An 18,159-nucleotide genomic window follows, 5' to 3' on the forward strand; every position below is an offset into this window, starting at 1 on the left:
ACCCTCACCACGTCAATGGTTTGGTCGGGATGCGAGAAGAGTAGCAGGTCAGCGGCCTGTTGATCACATCGGCTCAGGCCGCGACCGGCTGCAGGTCCGCCCGGTCGGCCTCGGCCAGGTCGCCGACTTCTCCGCCGGCGGCGGCCTTTCGGCCCAGCACCAGCGCGTAGAGGAGGAATGCCACCTCCGCCAGCGCGCCGATCGAGATGCGGGCCCAGGTGGGAAGTCCGGACGGTGTCACGAAGGCTTCGAGGATTCCGGAGACGGCCAGGACGGTCGCCAGGCCGATCGCCATGCCGATGATCGCGCGGCCCTGTTCCGCCAGCGCCACTCCTCGGGTGCGCGGGCCCGGGTCGATGATGGTCCAGCCGAGGCGCAGACCGAGGCCGCCGGACACGAACACGGCGGTCAGTTCCAGCAGGCCGTGCGGAATGAGCAGGCCGAGGAAGATGTCGAGCCGGCCGGCGGAGGCCATCAGCCCGATACCGAGGCCGAGGCTGAACACGTTGCCCCACAGCACCACGATCACCGGGACGAGCGCGATGCCGTACAGCAGGCACTGCACGGCGACCCAGGCGTTGTTCGTCCAGACCTGGGCGGCGAAGGAGCTGGCCGGCCGGTCCGAGTAGTAGGCCTCGTACTTTCCGCCGGGGCGGGTCATCTCCCGCAGCGCGTCGGGGGCGATGAGGCTGTTGCGGACCTCGGGGTGGGTCCCCACCCACCAGGCGATCAGCACGGTGCCGATCAGCGAGATCACCGCGATCGGCACCCACCAGCGGCGGGACCGGTACAGCGCGGCCGGGAAGCTCACCGTGTAGTAGCGGGCGACGTCCTGCCAGGCGTTGGTGCGGGCGCCGGTCACCGCGCTGCGGGCGCGGGAGACCAGACCGGTCAGCCGGCCGATCAGGGCCGGGTCGGGTGCGGTGGCCTGGACCTTGGCGAGGTGACCGGTGGCGCGCTGGTAGAGGGTGACGAGTTCGTCCGCCTCCTCCCCGCTGAGCCGGTACCGGCCGGCGAGGGCGTCCAGCCTGGCCCACTCCCCCTGGTGGGTGGCGACGAAGACGTCCAGGTCCATTCGGCGACTCCATGGTCGGCGGTGCGCGCGGGCGCGCACGCGCGAGGCAGGTGGGCAGGCGGGTACGTACGGGCACGTGCGGCCCAGCATGCCAGGCACGGCCGGTGCCGCAGTCGCCGGGATCTCACTTCCCGTGCGGACGTCGGGCCCCGTATGTTTGCGGCTGCGGATCAGAATGCGGCGGGGCGGAGGGAACGCGGAGAGCGGGTCGTGGGGGCCGATCCGGCCGTCGTCCCACCCCGTGACCGCGTTGCCGCCCCCGGCGATCTCCATGAGTGGGCCGTACAGCTCCATGAACGTGAACGGACGGGTGTCTTGAGCGACCTGGTGACGGGTGAGGCCGTCGTCCTCGACCTGCAGACGGCGAAGCTTCCGAGCAGGGCGCTGGCGATCGTGCTCGACCTGCTCGTGGAGTTCGCCGCCCTGCTGCTGGTCACGCTCGTGCTGAGCGTCGCCCTGGTCGGCCTCGACCGGGCCGCGCTCGCGGCCGTCGGACTCGGCCTGATGGTGTTCTTCCTGGTCGGCGTGCCGGTGATGGTCGAGACCCTCAGCAACGGACGGTCGCTCGGCAAGGCCGCGCTCGGGCTCCGGGTGGTGCGCGTCGACGGCGGTCCGGTCCGGTTCCGGCACTCGCTGGTGCGCGGGCTGGTCGGCTTCTTCGAGCTGATCGCCTTCACCGGTTGCCCGGCCATGATCACCTCCGCGGTCCGCGCGGACGGCAACCGGCTGGGCGACGTCTTCGCCGGGACGGTGGTCATCCGCGACCGCACCCCGGACGGGGGCGGCGCGACCTCGCCGCTGCCGCCGGTGCACCCCCACCTGCTGCACTCCATGGGCCGCGACCTGGTCGCCATGGACCTCTCCCCGGTGCCCGAGCCGCTCTGGCTGTCCATCCGCCAACTGCTCGGCCGGATCGGCGAGCTGGACCAGGCGGTGATGCAGCGGATGTCCATCGAGCTGGCCGAGGAGCTGGCCGAGCGGACCGGCCTCCCGATACCTCCCGGGGTGCACCCGGCGGCGTACCTGGGCGCGGTCCTCACCGAGCGCCAGCGCCGGGAGTGGACCCGGGTCCAGGAGCAGCACCAGCTCGCCGCCCAGGCCGCGATGCAGCAGATGCAGCACATGCACCAGACGCAGCCGCAGCCGCGGACGGCGGCGCCGGTGCCCGGCGCTCCCCACCACCCCGCCCAGCCGCAGGCCACGGCGGACGACCGCCCGGTGCGCGTCCTCGGCCTCCCCCCGGCCCCAGCCGCCCCTGCCCCGGTCCCGGTCCCGGTCCCGGCCGAAGCCTGGGCCCCGACCCCCGTCGCCCCGCCCGCGCCGAGCGTCCCGCCCACCCCCGCACCGGCCGCCGCAGCCGCAGCCGCCGCCCCGACGTCCCTGGAGAAGACCGCCACCCCGGCCCCCGACGCCGGTTTCGCGCCGCCGTCCTGACGGACGCTCCCCGCCCGGTCTACTCCCCGAAGTCCGCCGGCCAGGCGTTCGGCGGCGACTCCAGCTCCTCCAGCTCGATCCCCGCCGCCGCCAGCACCACGTCCCCCGCCAGGTGCACGACCTGCTGCTCGCCCGTCTCCAGGTCCGCGACCTGGTAGCGCTCGACCAGCAGCGGCCCCGAGTCCGTCTCGTGCCGGTCGACGCCCTCCAGCAGCCACCCCTGGTCGAGCGTGCGCGGCGCCAGCACCGGCTCACTGAACCCGACCAGCCGCACCCGCGCGCTCGCCCCCTCCGTCAGCCGCAGCAGCCGGGCGGTGGCGACCAGGAAGGCGGGCGAGCGCCCGGTGAAGGCGTGCGCCCGGTCGTGCCCCTCCACCGCCTGCTCGCCGGCCGGGTCGGCCGCGTCGGCACGGACCCAGGCGACCCCGTCCACGGCGCCGCCGCGCACCTGCCAGCCGCCCGCCCGCAGTTCCATCCGCAGCGGCCGGGCCCGCGAGTCCAGCGTGAGGTCGAGGCCGCCGAGCACCCGGCCGTCCGGGGCGTAGGTCTTGGACACGTACCGCCAGCCGGCCACGCCGGGCGCGCAGCTGAAGCGCTCCTCACCGAGCGGGGCGTGGTCATGGGTGTCGTGCAGCGAGTACCGGCCGTTGGGCATGCCCGAAGCCTACGTGCGCGTCCCGGTGCAACGTTCCGCCGCGGTGCACGCATCAGGGGGGTGGACGGCGTCGGGAGGGCGCCGCGGCGAGAGCCACGACGAGAGGGGGTGCGGATGGCGAAGCAGACGCGCGACGCGGAGTTCACGGAGTACGTGACCTCCCGGAGCGGCTGGCTGCGGAAGGTCGCGTATCTGCTGTGCGGGGACTGGCACCGGGCCGACGACCTGGTCCAGGAGACGGTCACCAAGCTGTACGTGCACTGGGCGAAGGCGAGCCGGGCCACCAACCTCGACGGCTACACCCGGCGAATGCTGGTCAACACCTTCCTCGCCGAGCAGCGCACGCCCTGGTGGCGCCGGACGGTCCGCACCGGCGTCGAGCCGGAGGTCGCGACGGCGAACCTCGACCTGGAGGGCTCCCTCGACCTGCGCCGGGCACTGGCCGAGCTCCCGCCCCGCCAACGGGCGGCCGTGGTGCTCCGCTACTACTGCGACCTGTCGATCGACCAGGCCGCCGAGGCCCTGGGCTGCTCCTCCGGCAACGTGAAGAGCCAGAGCTCCCGCGGCCTGGAAGCACTGCGCAACAACCTCGTCGCGCGACCCGCTGTGGCAGGGAGGACGTCATGACCGACATCGACCACAACGATCTGACCACCCGACTGACGGCCCTGACCGAGGAGTTCGCGCCGCCGGCCGACTTCGACGTCGCCGCGGCCGTCGCCACCGGACAGGCCCGGCTGCGCCGCCGCCGGCGGGCCTCGATCGGCGCGGTGGCCGTCGCGACGGCGCTCACCGTCGGCTTCACGGCCCTGCTGCAGCCGGACGGCGGTGCCTCCCCGGCCCTGCCGCCGACCGCCGCCACCGCCCCGGCCTCCCCGACGACGGCTCCGGCCGTGCCCCGACCGGATGCCGACGACCTGCTGCGGTCCGAGCTGCGGTTCGGCTGGCTGCCCGACTGGGCGAACCGCGAACTCGGCATCAGCTTCGCGTCGGGCCCGGACGCCTCCTCGATCACCGCCGCCGACACCGGGACGAGCGGCCGGAACGTCCAGGTCTTCCTGCGCGCTCCCGGCCCCGAGCCGGCTCTGGCCGGCTCCCTGCCGGGCGAGCCGAACGGCCCGGCGGAGGCGAAGGTCCCGGCGCCCCCGGTCGACGGCCGGACGGCGTACTGGGTGGAGCACCCGACCAACACCCGCTACGACACCAGCCGCCGCGTCCTGCGCTGGCTGACCGCGAGCGGCCGGTGGGCGCAGCTCGACGCCTCGCACTACGCCGAGGCCGCGATCCCGGACGCCGACCTGCTGCGGATCGCGTCCACCGTCGTCTACGAGACCCGGGGCATCCCGCTGCCGATCCGGCTGGGCCCGCTCCCGGCGGGGGTGCGGCTGGACAAGGCCCGGCTGGACCGGCCCGCCGGCCCGCTCGGCTGGACCGCCACGGTCGGCGTCTCGGTCGAGGACCGGAAGGTCGAGATCCAGGTGGCCCCGGACGGCGCGCCCCCGCAGTACCGGCTGCCCGTCATCGAGTGCCGGCACGAGCGGGGCCGCCAGCTCTGCGCGTCGGCCCTTCCCGACAGCGTCCCCACGGTCGACCGGCACGGGGGTCTGGTCGGCCTGCTGGACCTGGTGCACCTCACGGACGCCGACGAGGGCGCCTGGACGAACGAGGGCCTGCGCTGACGGGACGGGCTTCGGGCCCGGACGCGCCGGTGGCCGGCACCCCGCCCAGGGGTGCCGGCCACCGGCGTCAGAACGTCACCGCATCAGTAGCGGTAGTGCTCCGCCTTGTACGGGCCCTCGACCGGGACGCCGATGTAGTCGGCCTGGTCCTGGCTCAGGACGGTCAGCTTCACGCCGAGCGCGTCCAGGTGCAGGCGGGCGACCTTCTCGTCCAGGTGCTTCGGCAGCACGTAGACGCCGATCGGGTACTGCTCGGTCTTCGTGAACAGCTCGATCTGGGCGATCGTCTGGTTCGCGAAGGAGTTGGACATCACGAAGGACGGGTGGCCGGTCGCGTTGCCCAGGTTCAGCAGGCGGCCCTCGGAGAGGACGATGATGGTGCGGCCGTCGGCCTTGCGCCACTCGTGGACCTGCGGCTTGATCTCGGTCTTCACGACACCGGGGAGCTTGGCCAGGCCGGCCATGTCGATCTCGTTGTCGAAGTGGCCGATGTTGCCGACGATGGCCTGGTGCTTCATCCGCTCCATGTGGGAGGCCAGGATGATGTCCTTGTTGCCGGTGGTGGTGATGAAGATGTCGGCGATCTCGACGACGTCGTCGAGGGTGGCGACCTGGTAGCCGTCCATCGCGGCCTGCAGCGCGCAGATCGGGTCGATCTCGGTGACGATGACGCGGGCGCCCTGGCCGCGCAGCGACTCGGCGCTGCCCTTGCCGACGTCGCCGTAGCCGCAGATGACCGCGACCTTGCCGCCGATCAGGACGTCGGTGGCGCGGTTGATGCCGTCGACGAGCGAGTGGCGGCAGCCGTACTTGTTGTCGAACTTCGACTTGGTGACCGAGTCGTTGACGTTGATGGCCGGGAACAGCAGCGTGCCGTCACGGTGCATCTCGTACAGGCGGTGGACACCGGTGGTGGTCTCCTCGGTCACGCCCTTGATGGTGGCGGCGACCTCGGTCCACTTGTTCGGGGTGTCCTTGAGGGTGCGGTTCAGCAGCTCCAGGATGATCCGGAACTCGTCGTTGTCCGCGGTGGACGGGTCCGGCGCGGCACCGTCCTTCTCGAACTCGACGCCCTTGTGGATCAGCAGGGTGGCGTCGCCGCCGTCGTCCAGGATCATGTTCGGGGTCTTGCCGTCAGGCCAGGTCAGCGCCTGCTCGGTGCACCACCAGTACTCCTCCAGGGTCTCGCCCTTCCAGGCGAAGACCGGCACGCCCTGCGGGTTCTCCGGGGTGCCCTCCGGGCCGACCGCGATGGCGGCGGCCGCGTGGTCCTGGGTGGAGAAGATGTTGCAGGAGCACCAGCGGACCTCGGCGCCGAGCGCCGTCAGGGTCTCGATCAGGACCGCGGTCTGGATGGTCATGTGCAGCGAGCCGGTGATGCGCGCGCCGGCCAGCGGCTGCGACGCGGCGTACTCCTTGCGGATCGCCATCAGGCCGGGCATCTCGTGCTCGGCCAGCTGGATCTCCTTGCGGCCGAACGGCGCCAGGGAAAGGTCGGCGACCTTGAAGTCACCGGTGATGTCGGTCGACATGCGTCTGCTCCTCGCTGATGGGGGTGGGGCACGGCCAAGGTCCGGTGTGCCACGCAGCGCGGCTATGCCGTGCGGGTGCACGGGCGTGCCGGGAGGGCCGGGCCCGGAATCGGGTCGGCTCCCCACTGTGCGGCACAAACCGTCGGAGGACCTCTCTCCCTCGACCGGCGCACACCCTACGGGCACGCGGCAGCGATCGACCGCCATCAGCAGCGACGTTCTGGCTCTGGTGACGAATCTACACCGGCAGCCCCGGCGGAGGGCCGCCGATGAGCGATTTCCGTCCCGGAACGATCATCGTGCAGGCGTGCCCGAATCGCGCTCGGGCCGTGCTCAGGAGGGGACCGGCGCGGGCCCGGGGCCGCCCGGGGTGGCGGCCGGGTCCTCGCCCGCGGCGGCCTTCTCGGCGCTGTAGACGTCGGGCTCCAGGTAGATCGCCCGGGCGATCGGCACGGCCGCCCGGACCCGCTCCTCGGCCGCGTCGATGGCGGCCGCCACCCGGGCGGCGCTGTCCTCGGCGTTGACCGCGATCTTGGCGGCGACCAGCAGCTCCTCCGGGCCCAGGTGCAGGGTGCGCATGTGGATCACCCCGGTGACGGTCTCCCCGTCGACCAGGGCCGTCCGGATCCGCCGCACCGACTCGCGGTCGGCGGACTCGCCGAGCAGCAGCGACTTGGTCTCCAGCGCGAGCACCACGGCGATCAGCACCAGCAGGACGCCGATGCACAGCGTGCCGACGCCGTCCCAGACGCCGTTCCCGGTGATCACCGTGAGCCCGACGCCGAACAGCGCCAGCACCAGGCCGATCAGCGCGCCGGTGTCCTCCAGCAGCACCACCGGCAGCTCGGGCGCCTTGGCGGTGCGGACGAACTGCGCCCAGCTGCGGGTGCCCTTGAGCTTCGCCGATTCCCGCACCGCGGTGCGGAAGGACCAGCCCTCCATCACGATGGCGAAGACCAGCACGCCGACCGCCCAGCCCCAGGAGTCCAGCGCCTCGGGGTGCTGGACCTTGTGCCAGCCCTCGTAGACCGCGAACAGGCCACCGACGCTGAACAGCACGATCGCCACCAGGAAGCCGTACACGTAGCGCTCGCGGCCGTACCCGAACGGGTGCTCCTCGTCCGCCGCCCGGCGCGCCCGCTTGCCGCCGACCAGCAGCAGCACCTGGTTGCCGGAGTCGGCCACCGAGTGCACGCCCTCGGCCAGCATCGAGGAGGACCCGGTGAAGCCGAAGGCGGTGAACTTCGCCGCCGCGATCGCCAGATTCGCGGACAGCGCCGCCACCAGTGCCTTCGTCCCGCCCTCAGTGCTCATGCGGACACCCTAGACCGCGCCCGCGCCCGGCTCAGGAGTGCGCGGCGGCGAGCCCGAGGTAGACGGCGGCGAAGTCGGTCAGCGCGACCAGGTCGGCCAGCGCGTGCAGCTGGTCCGGCCGGGTGCTCCCGTACTCGGTCAGCCGGACGTCGTGGGCGGCGGCCAGCCGGTGCGCCCGGCTGACGCCGAAGCTGCGCGGGCGCTCGTCGTCCTCCGGCAGCTCGACCGGGCCGTCCGCATCCTCCGCCGCGGCCGCCCCGGTGCTCGGCAGGTGCCGCAGCAGCAGGACCTGCAGGTGCAGCGGGTCGGGCTCCTCGACCCGGTCCCGGAAGAAGTCGTCCGGGTCCGCGCCCGCGCCCAACTGGCCGGTGAACATGCCCCGGTGGGCGGTGAGCACCTGCGGCAGCGGCCCGGCCAGCGCCGGACGGCCGGCCCGCTCGGCCAGCTGCGCGGCGAACCGGGCGACGGCGGCCCCGGCGATCGGGCCCTCGGCCCAGAGCAGCGGGACGGTCCCGGCCAGCCGCGCGGCCAGGCCCTTCGCCGGGTTGGTGTACGCGGCGGCGTCCGGACGGCAGCGCACGGCGGCGGCGTCCAGCAGGTCGGCGAGGCCGGGCAGCGCGTCGTACGGCAACTGGGTGAGCCCGACCTTCTGGGCGAGCGCCAGCAGCGGCGTGAGGTGGGACCACAGCGCGGCCGGGTCCTCGGCCGGGAGGTCCGGCTCGGCGGCCGGTGCGGCCGGCGGGGCCTCGTCCGGCAGTGCCGACGCCACGTACGGCAGCGGCAGCGCGCGCACCTGGAGCGCGGCCTCGGCCAGCGGGCTGCCGGCCGGGGCGGTGACGACGACGGCGCAGCCGCGCGCGTACGCCTGCTCGGCGAGGGCGATCAGGCCCTGCTCGCCACCGGCCGCGGAGCTGACCACCAGCAGGTCGAGCGGGCCCGCCCAACCGGGCAGCTGCCAGCCGAGGCCGGCGGTGAAGGCGGGCGGGGCGCCGGCCCGGTCGGTGCGCGGGGCCGCGGCCTCGGAGGGCGGCAGCGGCAGGACGAGGCTGCCGGTGCCGGCCAGGACGGCCAGCATCTCGCCGGCGGCCAGGGCGCTGCCGTGCCCGGCGACCAGCACGGCGCGCGGGCGGCCGTCCGGGCGCAGCCGGTCCAGTCCGGCCGCGTCGGCCTCGCGCAGCGCGGTGCGGACCCGGGCGCCGGCGCCGGCCAGGGCCAGCAGGGCGCGGTCGTGGTCGGCGCGCTGGAGGGCGGCCGGGTCGTCGAGCAGGGTGTCGTCGAGCATGCGGCGGTCCTCCGGCTGCTGTCCTGGGAGCGCTGGGCTGGCGGGTCGGGGCGTCGGCCCCGCGGTCTCGCGCCTAAGGATCAGGCGCGGCGGCGGGCCTCGTCCACCAGCAGGACCGGAATGCCGTCCCGGATCGGGTACGCGAGGCCGCAGTCGGCGCCGGTGCAGAGCAGCTCGGGCTGCTCCTCGGTGCCGCCCTCGGTGAGCGCGGCGCGGCACTGCGGGCAGACCAGGATCTCCAGCAGGAAGGATTCGAGCTTCATGGGGCTCTCCACGGTTCGGGGGGTGGCACGGAGGTGCCCCGGCCGATAGGCAACCCTACCGGCCGGGGCACGGGGAGCCCGATGTCAGCCGCGGACGACGGCGAGCACGCCGTCGCGCAGCTCGGCCATCTTCGCCGGGTCCTTGGCCTCGACGTTGAGGCGCAGCAGCGGCTCGGTGTTGGAGGCGCGCAGGTTGAACCACCAGTCCGGGCCGGCCACGGTGAGGCCGTCCAGCTCGTCGACGGAGGTGCCCTCCAGGCCGGCGTAGGCGGCGCGGACGGCGGCGGTGCTCGCGGCCTGGTCGGCGACGGTGCTGTTGATCTCGCCGGAGGCGGCGTAGCGGTCGTACTCGGCGGTCAGCGCGGAGAGCGTGCCCTCCTGGCCGCCGAGCGCGGCCAGCACGTGCAGGGCGGCCAGCATGCCGGTGTCGGCGCGCCAGAAGTCGCGGAAGTAGTAGTGCGCGGAGTGCTCGCCGCCGAAGACGGCGTCGGTGACGGCCATCTCCTGCTTGATGAAGGAGTGGCCGACCCGGGTGCGCACCGGGGTGGCGCCGAGCTCGCGGACCACCTCGGGGACGGTCCAGGAGGTGATCAGGTTGTGGATGATCGTCGGCTCGGCCTCGCCGGCGGCCTGGGCGCGGGCGATCTCGCGGGCGGCGACCAGGGCGGTGATCGCGGACGGGGAGACCGGCTCGCCGCGCTCGTCGACGACGAAGCAGCGGTCGGCGTCGCCGTCGAAGGCGAGGCCGAGGTCGGCGCCGACCTCGCGGACCTTGGCCTGCAGGTCGACGAGGTTCTTCGGGTCGAGCGGGTTGGCCTCGTGGTTGGGGAAGGTGCCGTCCAGCTCGAAGTACATCGGGACGAGCTCGATCGGCAGGCCGTCGAAGACGGTCGGCACGGTGTGGCCGCCCATGCCGTTGCCGGCGTCGACGGCGACCTTGAGCGGGCGGATCGCGGTGAGGTCGACCAGGCCCAGCAGGTGGTCGGCGTAGCCGCGCAGGGTCTCCTGCTCGGAGAGCGTGCCGGCCTTGACGTCCTTGGCCGGGACGGTGACGGTGTCGTCCTCGCCCGTCCAGGACTCGACCAGCTCGCGGATCTCGGCCAGGCCGGTGTCCTGGCCGACCGGGGCGGCGCCGGCCCGGCAGAGCTTGATGCCGTTGTACTGGGCCGGGTTGTGGCTGGCGGTGAACATCGCGCCGGGCAGGTCGAGCTTGCCGCTGGCGTAGTAGAGCTGGTCGGTGGAGCAGAGCCCGATCTGCACGACGTCGGCGCCGTAGGCCGCCGCGCCCTCGGCGAAGGCCCGGGTCAGCGCCGGGGAGGAGGGGCGCATGTCGTGGCCGACCACGATCGCGGTCGCGCCGGTGACCTGCACGAACGCGGCACCGAAGGCCCGGGACAGGCTCTCGTCCCACTGGTCCGGGACGACGCCTCGCACGTCGTACGCCTTCACGAGCTGCTTGAGGTCGCGCACTGCGGCTCCACCTGGTCTCTGTACTGGTCGGTCACGTCGGGCCACCACCCGTCCGGTGGACGGGCCGAGGTGGCGGTAGACCGGCAGCGTACCCGGGCCGGGCGAACCCTCCGTGCCGGGAGAGCCCCGGGAGAGAGGTCAGTTGTCGGGCGAGCGCAGCACCCGGAGGTGGCCGCGGCGGCCGGCCTCGGTGGACTCGCCCTCGGGGGCGCGGCCCTGACGGGGGGTCTGCGGGCGGGCGGCCTCGCGGACGGCGTTGGCGAGGGCTTCGAGGTCGTCGCTGCTGCGGCGCAGCGGGCCGGCCTCGGCGGCGAGCCGGACGACCTCCCAGCCGCGCGGGGCGGTGAGGCGCTCGGCGTGCTCGGCGCACAGGTCGTAGCAGTGCGGCTCGGCGTAGGTGGCGAGCGGGCCCAGCACGGCGGTGGAGTCCGCGTAGACGTACGTCAGCGTCGCGACGGCCGGTCGGCCGCATGCGGTCCGCGAACAACGACGTACAGAGCTCACGAGGGTGGACGGTACCGCACTCCCCGCCGGGGCGCGAAGACCGCCTGTCCGGAGGGTGTGCCGTGTCGCCCTCCGCGCGCCGGCGGATGCGCCGCCGCACCCGGCGATTCCCGTTCGGAACGGTCCACTTCCGTCCGTCCAAGGACTACGCTCGGCAGTGATATGGACAGCTCCGCACCGCAGTCATCCACAGGGCCCTCGCGCCGCCCGCGGCACCGCGACCGGCACGGCAGGGGGCTGCGCGGCCCCCTCGCGCCGCCCCAGGTGCCGATCTCGCTCACCCGCTCCGAACTGTTCGACGACTACGTGCGCGAGTCGGTGGAGCGGCTGGAGCGGCGTTGGCCGCAGCTGATCGAGGTCGAGTTCGCCGTGCAGGAGGTGCCGCTGCACGAGCCGGACGGCGCCGAGGCCGAGGACGGCGTGCCGCTGGGGCGGGTGTCGCCGGGCGGGCAGGGGCGCAAGAGCCAGATCGTGGTGTACCGGCGGCCGGTGGAGATCCGGGCGAAGACCCGGGAGGACCGCGCGGCGCTGGTGCACGAGATCCTGATCGAGCAGGTCGCCGAGCTGCTGGGGCTGTCGCCGGACGCGATCGACCCGCGCTACGACGAGGACTGACCACCATGCCGAAGGGCGGCACCGCGCCGGTGCCGCCCTTCGGTGTGCCCGCGGTCAGCGCAGGACGACGCCCGGGTCCTGGGCGGCCTGCGGGACCTTGACGGTGCTGTGGTCGTCGCGCAGTGCCTGGACGGTGAACATCGGCACGTCCTTGGTGGGGATGGCGAGCATCCGGGCGGCGACGACCGGGCCGCCGGAGGTGGTCTCCACGGTGAGCGCGAAGCTGCCGTTCAGTCCGGCGGGCTCGGGCGCCGGGAGGGCGACGGTGCCGCCGGCCGGGATCTGGACCTCCTTGGTCGCCGGGGTGCCGCCGCCGCTGCCGGCCGAGGCGGTGACCTTGACGGTGGCGGCGTCGCCGCTGGAGGTCAGGAACAGGGTGGCGGCGCCGGCCCGGTTGTCGGCGACGGTGGCGCGGGCGCCGACCGGCGCGCTGCCGGTCAGCCAGGCCGCGTCGCTCTTGCCGTTGGAGCCGGTGCGGTCGACCCGCAGGCCGGCCACGACCGGGGTGGCGTGCTTGTCGTCGCTGGGCGACAGCCGCAGCCCGGCGACCTCCTCGCGGGTGATCTTGCCGAGGTCGACGGCGGCCACCTGGCCGGCCTTGACGTGGATGGTCTCGTTGCCCGCCGGGGTGAACCAGCCGTTCTTGCCGGAGAGCTGGATCTTCAGGTCGGCGTCGTCCTCCGGCGGGGCCCAGACCACAAGGCGGGCGGCGGAGGTGTCGGCGGGCAGGCCGGGCAGCACCTGGGTGGACGCGGGCTCGGTCGAGGCGGGGATCCAGTCGGCGCCCTTGTTGCCGTCCGCGGCGTGCAGCGCGGCGCCGATCCGGCCGGAGCGGACCACCACGTGCACGGTGAGGTCGGTGACCGCGCCCTTGCTGATGGTCGGCAGCAGGACGGACTGCGAGCTGCCGGGGGCGACGGCGATGCCGTTGGAGGCGTCGTTCTCGATCGGGCCCTTGTCGCCGTACAGCTTGATGTCGACGACGGCGCCGGTGGCCTCGGTGTTGACCAGGCTGAGGTAGTCGACCCGGTCGCCGGCCGTGCTGGCCCCGGCGAACCAGAAGCTGGTGCCGGCCGGGGTGCAGGTGAGGCCGGACAGGCCCTGGCCGCGCTGCTCGGTGACCACGGTGGTCTGGGTGACGGTGAAGCCGGGGGCGAGGGCGCCGGTGGCGACGGCCCCGGTGCCGGGCGCGGCGTCGCCGTTGGTGGCCGGGCCGGTGACCGGGGTGCCGGGCTTGGCCAGGGTCAGCTTGGCGTCGGCGGGCGCCTTGTCCGGGGCGGCGGCCGGGGCGGCCGAGCCGGTCGGGGCCGGGGTCGCGGTCGGCGCCGGGTTGGCCGGGGCCGAGGCGCCGGCGGTCGGGGCGGCCGGCGGGGTGGCGGGCGCGGCGGCGTCGGAGAGCCAGCCGGCGCCGCCGGTGGCGGAGCCGGTGCCGGGCGGGGTGTAGGCGGTGAGGCTGGTGGAGCCGGTCAGGCCCTGGAGCGGCTGCGGGCAGACCGCCGCCGTCCGCTCGACCTGCGCGGTGGCGGGGGCGGCGCCGGCCGCCTTGGCCGGGGCGGCCGGCGGGCGCACCTCGGCGATCCCGAACACGGCCGCGAGCACCACGGCCGCGGCCAGCAGGGACGGCGTGGTCCTCGTCCCGCCGGTGCGGCCGGCGAACCGGCCGTCCCGGGCGGGCGCGGGCGAGGTGGGCGAGGCGGCGGCGGGCTCGTACGCCTCCTCGGCCGGCTGGCGCGCCCGGTCGGCGGCGGGCCCGGACTTCTTCCGGAATGCGGGCTTCTTCATCGCGGGTCAGCTCCCCGATCCGTGCTGGTGCGGCCGGTAGTTCGCAGGAGAGTGGCCGGTGCCGCTCGGATCGTTCGGGTCGTAGTAGGGATCGGCCTGCTGCTGCCCCGGCAGCCACGGCTGCTGGCCGTGCTGCTGGTACTGGTCGTAGCCGTACTGCTGGTCCTGCTGCTGGTAGGGGTCGTAGCCCTGCTGCGGGTACGCCTGCTGCTGGCCGTGCTGCTGGTAGGGGTCGTAGCCCTGCCCGTCGTACGGCGCGACCGCCGGCTGCTGGGCGGCGTACTGGTCGTAGCTGTACGGGTCGGCCTGCTGGTACGTCTGGTACGGATCCGCGTACGGCTCGGCGACCTGGGCGGCGGCCGCCGCCTCGACGGCCTCGGAGACCGGCTCGCCGACGGGCTGCGCGGTGGCCGGCGCCGGCCGGCCCTCGTACACCCCGGGCTCCTCGGTGCCGCCTTCGCCGCCCTCCCCGCCCTCGCCGCGCTCGGCCATCCGGCGGGCCCGGCGGCTGCCGGGGGCGGGGGTCTGCTTCTCGGCGGCGGCGGCCAGCGCCGCGGCGGCGAGGACGTCCTCGGGCAGGTCGTCGTCCTTGTGGCTGCGGCGGCCGGGCAGGGCCAGCACCAGGACGGTGAGGCCGAGCAGCATCTGCGCCCAGATCCAGCCGGTGTGGGCGAGGCTGCCCTCCCGGGTGACGGAGAGCTTGCCGCCGGCCGCCGGGAGCTTGAAGCCCTGCGCCCAGCCGTCGACGGTGGTCGGTTCCAGGGCGGTGCCGTCCACGGTGGCCTTCCACTCGGGGGCGGCGGACTCGGCCAGGCGCAGCACCCGACCGTCCGGGCCGGCCGGGACGGTGCCGGTGAGGTCGCGGGCCCCGGACGGGACGACCACCGGGAGGGCGCCCGGCGCGGTGATCACCGCGCGGACGGCGGCGGCGCCGTTGACCTGCCAGAGCGCGGAGTCGCCGTCCTGGTTGGCCTTGACCAGGCCGGGGGTGGTGTCGAGGACGTCCTTGTAGGTGTCGATCACCGGCTGCTGGACCAGCACGTAGGCGATGCCGTAGCCGGCGAGGGCCTTCGCCTGGTCGGCGCCGGAGCCGGCCAGCAGGCTGCCGACCATCGTGTTCAGGCCGTCCTGGGTGCCGGTGGCCGGGTCGACGGTGGACTCGGCCTGGCCGAGGGTCAGGCCGGCGCCGCGCAGCACGGTGTAGCGGACGGCGCCGCCGCCCCGGTCGCCGGTGACGACCAGGGTGCGGGCCCGGTCGCTGGTGCCCGCCTCCTCGGCGATGAAGGCCGGCACCTGGCTGCTCGGGCCGCGGTGCAGCGGGCCGCCGGCGCCGGTGACCGCCCACCACAGGCCGGTGCCCAGCGGGGCCAGCACGGCGGCGGCCACCACCAGGGCGGCGACCGGCTGGCGCCAGCCGAAGGCGATCCCGGCGACGCGGGCGTTGGCGCCGTCCGCGCCGATCGCGGCGGCGGCGAGCAGGGCGATCCCGGCGATCAGGGTGGCCGGGCCGGCCCAGGCGGGCACCGCCGGGCCGCCGGAGGCCGGGGTCACGGAGGTGCCCGCCACCGCGACCGCGAAGACCAGGCCGGCGCCGGCCGCGCCCCAGGCGGCGAGCACCGCGCGGCGGCGGTCGGCGCGCAGCAGGGCGGCGAGCGCGGCGAGGACCACGCCGGCCGACAGCCACACCGGCGGCACCCCGGCGCCGCCCGGGTTGACCAGGAGCAGGCCGCCCGCGCTCGCGCCGGCGCCGTGCAGGCCGGGGAGCCCGGCCTCCAGCAGCAGCGACGTGGGGTGCGACAGCACCTTGAGCGACCACGGCGCGAGGACGGCGACCGGCGCCGCGAGGATCACCAGGACGCGTAGGCCGAGCAGCCGCAGCGCCGTCCCGCCGGAGCCGAGGGCGCCGCCGCGCAGCACCGCGACCAGCAGCATGGCCAGGCACAGCGGCACGGCGAGCGCCCAGGTCAGCGGCACGAAGGCGGTGGCCAGGGTGAGCAGCAGGACGGTCATCCAGACCGGCCGCCAGCCGGGGCGGGCGCCCTTGGCGGCGCTCTCCTGGCGGATGCCGAGGCCGGCCGCGATCGCCGCGGCGCGGGCCAGCGGCGGCAGCAGCACGGCGAGGACGGCGGTGCCGATCCGGCCCTGGGCGAGCGCGCCGGTGGCGGCGGGCAGCAGTGCGTAGGTGGCGCTGGCCCAGGCGCGGACCACCTTGGAGTCCAGCAGCGGCCGGGACACCAGGTAGGCGCTGACCGCGGCGAGCGGCACGGTGAGCAGGACGAGCAGGGTGAGCGCGAGGTCGGCGTGGCCGAACAGGCCCCAGGAGAGCACCGCGAGCACGCCGAGGTACGGCGGGGCGGCGGCGGTGGAGCCGGTGCCGACCGGGTGCCAGGCGTCGGCGTACATCGACCACAGGCCGCCCGCGCCGTCCGCGGCGGGCAGCAGGGCGCCGCCGAAGAGTTCGCCGCCGCCGAGCAGGCCGCGGCAGGCGACCAGGGCGAACACCAGGAGCGCGGCGAACAGCACCGGCGCCGGGCGCCGGGCGAGCTTCTTGATCAGCGCGAACTGCTCGACGACCAGGTCCTCGGAGTCCTCGTCGCCGCCGGCCTCGACGGAGCCGTGCCGGCTGCCGGTGTCGTCGCCGCCGCCGATCCCGAGCGAGCCGACGACGCCTTCGACGGCCAGCCGGGTGGTGGCGCCGGGCGCGGGGAAGAGCGTGCGGTCGTCCAGGGCGTCCGCCGCCCTGGTTCGGGCACGGCGTTTGCGCGCGGCCAACAGCCTTGGGAAGCGGATGAGTTCGTGGCCGAGGCCGGCGAGCTCGTCGACCGCCTGGCGCGGGTCCTTGCCGAGCAGGTTGGTGACGGCCCGCAGCAGGGTGCCGAGCACCAGCCGCAGCAGGACGTACGGGAACAGCACGCCGCGGCAGTTGGCGAGCAGGGTGTAGACGGCGCCGGCCTTGTCCACCCGGTGCGGGTGGGCGGGGCCGCAGTCGACGGCGCGGCGCTCGCGGCTGGCCGCCTCGGCGTGCCGGAGCACGGCGTCGGGGGCGACCACGACGCGGTGGCCGGCGGCGTTGACCCGCCAGCAGAAGTCGGTGTCGTCCCGCATCAGCGGGAGCGCCTTGTCGAAGCCGCCGAGTTCTTCGAAGACATCCCGGCGCACCAGCATGCCGGCGGTGGAGACGGCGAGCACCGGGCGGACCTGGTCGTGCTGGCCCTGGTCCTGCTCGCGGCGGTCGAGGCCGGTCCAGCGCCGGCCGGAGCGGGCGATGGTGACGCCGACCTCCAGCAGCTGGCGCCGGTCGTACCAGCTGCGCAGCTTGGGGCCGACCACGGCGGCGCTGGGGGTGGAGTCGGCGACCTGGAGCAGACGGCGCAGCGCGTCGGTCTGCGGCTCGCAGTCGTCGTGCAGCAGCCAGAGCCATTCGACCGGCTCGGTCTCGCGCGGGCCGCCGCGGCCGAGGACGTCCTCCTGGGCGAGCGGGTCGCCGAAGTCGTCCCAGCCGCCGGTGACCGGGTCGTAGCCGGAGGGGCCGAGCCGGTACGGGAGGTCCTCCGGGCGCAGCGGCGGGCTGTTGAACACGGCCTCGGCGACGGCGGTGCCGAACCCGGCCCGGCGGCCGAGGACGGTCGGGCCGCTCTCCGGCAGCCAGTCGGCGAGGGTGTCCGCGAGCAACTGCGGGGAGTTGTCGGTGGATCCGGTGTCGACCGCGAGGATCCGCTGGACCTGGCGGTCCTGGCCGAGCAGACCGGCCAGGGCCTGCGGGAGCCAGCGGGCGCCGTCGTGCGAGACGATCACGGCGGTGACCAGGTGGCGCGGGTAGGCGGGCGGCCGGGAAGCGGTGAAGCCGCTCTGGTGGCTGTAGACGGTCATCGAGTGCGCGGGCCCCAGTTCTCGGTGGACACAGCCGGTGAACGGCAACCGGATGGCGCACCACACTAACGGCTCCGGGTGGCCGCCTCGTGCGCGGTGCCGGTGCGGGGGCGACCGGCAGGAGGCCCGGACGCACGAAAGCGCCCCACCGTCACGGTGAGGCGCTCGTACAGCGGTCCGGTCGTCGCTCGCCGCCGGGGTCACCGGCGGCGGTCGGGCTCGGCCCGGTCAGACCGCGCTCTTCTTGAGCCGTCGGCGCTCGCGCTCGGAGAGGCCGCCCCAGATGCCGAACCGCTCGTCATTGGCGAGCGCGTACTCCAGGCACTCGGAGCGGACCTCGCAGGCGAGGCAGACCTTCTTCGCCTCGCGGGTGGAGCCGCCCTTCTCGGGGAAGAAGGACTCGGGGTCGGTCTGGGCGCACAACGCGCGCTCCTGCCAACCGAGTTCCTCTTCCTCCTCCGTGATGCCGTCACCGATCAACAGCTCAAAGAGCTCGCTCATGTGGCGCGCCTCCTCTGCCCCTACCTTGGCGTCCCCGTAGGTGCCGTGGCCTGGTGCGGCTCGACGACACGAGTGAAATTACAGTTGCGTCACTCTGGCTCAGTCAAGCCGAGCTCTGGTATTGGGGCCAGGATTCACTCCCCGGCACCAAGCCGTTACGAATAGTGTACATATTCGGACACA

The 18,159-nt window shown here is 74.7% G+C and carries 15 protein-coding genes; 4 read left to right on the forward strand and 11 right to left on the reverse strand.

Going from position 1 to position 18,159, the window contains the following annotated elements:
* Positions 1–73: 73 nt before the first annotated feature.
* A complete protein-coding gene (locus tag VM95_RS28755) occupies positions 74–1,075 on the reverse strand; it encodes a stage II sporulation protein M (RefSeq protein ID WP_045702120.1) in 1,002 nt (333 codons plus the stop codon).
* Between the two features lie 315 nt (positions 1,076–1,390).
* Between VM95_RS28755 and VM95_RS28760 the strand changes: the two genes are divergently transcribed.
* Positions 1,391–2,509 carry an RDD family protein gene (locus VM95_RS28760; protein WP_063773579.1) on the forward strand — a complete coding sequence of 373 codons (1,119 nt, stop codon included), beginning with the start codon at positions 1,391–1,393 and terminating at the stop codon, positions 2,507–2,509.
* Between the two features lie 19 nt (positions 2,510–2,528).
* Here VM95_RS28760 and VM95_RS28765 read toward each other — a convergent pair whose 3' ends face one another.
* Positions 2,529–3,164, reverse strand: a complete 636-nt coding sequence (locus tag VM95_RS28765; RefSeq protein WP_045702122.1) for a hypothetical protein — start codon at positions 3,162–3,164, stop codon at positions 2,529–2,531.
* Between the two features lie 114 nt (positions 3,165–3,278).
* On the opposite strand from VM95_RS28765, the gene VM95_RS28770 reads away from it, so the two are divergent.
* Both VM95_RS28770 and VM95_RS28775 read left to right on the forward strand, forming a co-directional pair.
* Positions 3,279–3,791 (forward strand): SigE family RNA polymerase sigma factor, encoded by a 513-nt coding sequence (locus tag VM95_RS28770; RefSeq protein WP_045702124.1) that lies wholly within the window; start codon positions 3,279–3,281, stop codon positions 3,789–3,791.
* Positions 3,788–4,843, forward strand: a complete 1,056-nt coding sequence (locus VM95_RS28775; protein ID WP_045702126.1) for a hypothetical protein — start codon at positions 3,788–3,790, stop codon at positions 4,841–4,843. The genes VM95_RS28770 and VM95_RS28775 overlap by 4 nt, the downstream gene beginning before the upstream one ends.
* Before the next feature lie 83 nt (positions 4,844–4,926).
* On the opposite strand, the gene ahcY is transcribed toward VM95_RS28775, so the two are convergent.
* The 6 genes from ahcY to VM95_RS28805 all read right to left on the reverse strand — a co-directional run bounded on the left by ahcY (position 4,927) and on the right by VM95_RS28805 (position 11,208).
* Positions 4,927–6,375, reverse strand: coding sequence for an adenosylhomocysteinase (gene ahcY, locus VM95_RS28780; RefSeq protein WP_045702128.1), 1,449 nt, complete (start codon positions 6,373–6,375; stop codon positions 4,927–4,929).
* A 333-nt stretch (positions 6,376–6,708) separates the two neighbouring features.
* Positions 6,709–7,689, reverse strand: a complete 981-nt coding sequence (locus VM95_RS28785) for a cation diffusion facilitator family transporter (protein WP_045702130.1) — start codon at positions 7,687–7,689, stop codon at positions 6,709–6,711.
* Between the two features lie 31 nt (positions 7,690–7,720).
* Positions 7,721–8,971 carry an SIS domain-containing protein gene (locus VM95_RS28790; protein WP_045702132.1) on the reverse strand — a complete coding sequence of 417 codons (1,251 nt, stop codon included), beginning with the start codon at positions 8,969–8,971 and terminating at the stop codon, positions 7,721–7,723.
* A gap of 80 nt (positions 8,972–9,051) precedes the next feature.
* Positions 9,052–9,234, reverse strand: a complete 183-nt coding sequence (locus VM95_RS28795) for a Trm112 family protein (RefSeq protein WP_045702134.1) — start codon at positions 9,232–9,234, stop codon at positions 9,052–9,054.
* Between the two features lie 84 nt (positions 9,235–9,318).
* On the reverse strand, positions 9,319–10,704 hold the full coding sequence (locus VM95_RS28800) for a phosphomannomutase/phosphoglucomutase (protein ID WP_045702136.1): 1,386 nt from the start codon (positions 10,702–10,704) through the stop codon (positions 9,319–9,321).
* 138 nt (positions 10,705–10,842) lie between these two features.
* Positions 10,843–11,208, reverse strand: a complete 366-nt coding sequence (locus VM95_RS28805; protein ID WP_030245497.1) for a DUF3499 domain-containing protein — start codon at positions 11,206–11,208, stop codon at positions 10,843–10,845.
* Between the two features lie 162 nt (positions 11,209–11,370).
* On the opposite strand from VM95_RS28805, the gene VM95_RS28810 reads away from it, so the two are divergent.
* A complete protein-coding gene (locus tag VM95_RS28810) occupies positions 11,371–11,823 on the forward strand; it encodes a metallopeptidase family protein (protein ID WP_045710240.1) in 453 nt (150 codons plus the stop codon).
* A 54-nt stretch (positions 11,824–11,877) separates the two neighbouring features.
* On the opposite strand, the gene VM95_RS28815 is transcribed toward VM95_RS28810, so the two are convergent.
* From VM95_RS28815 to VM95_RS28825, 3 genes are all read right to left on the reverse strand, one after another.
* Positions 11,878–13,605 carry a DUF5719 family protein gene (locus VM95_RS28815; protein WP_052707639.1) on the reverse strand — a complete coding sequence of 576 codons (1,728 nt, stop codon included), beginning with the start codon at positions 13,603–13,605 and terminating at the stop codon, positions 11,878–11,880.
* A 6-nt stretch (positions 13,606–13,611) separates the two neighbouring features.
* The gene (locus VM95_RS28820) at positions 13,612–17,475 is read right to left on the reverse strand and encodes a glycosyltransferase family 2 protein (protein WP_045702139.1); all 3,864 of its coding nucleotides are present in this window, start codon (positions 17,473–17,475) and stop codon (positions 13,612–13,614) included.
* A 228-nt stretch (positions 17,476–17,703) separates the two neighbouring features.
* The gene (locus VM95_RS28825) at positions 17,704–17,976 is read right to left on the reverse strand and encodes a WhiB family transcriptional regulator (protein ID WP_045702141.1); all 273 of its coding nucleotides are present in this window, start codon (positions 17,974–17,976) and stop codon (positions 17,704–17,706) included.
* Positions 17,977–18,159 lie beyond the last annotated feature (183 nt).

Source organism: Streptomyces rubellomurinus, assembly GCF_000961885.1.
Classification (GTDB): Bacteria; Actinomycetota; Actinomycetes; order Streptomycetales; family Streptomycetaceae; genus Kitasatospora; species Kitasatospora rubellomurina.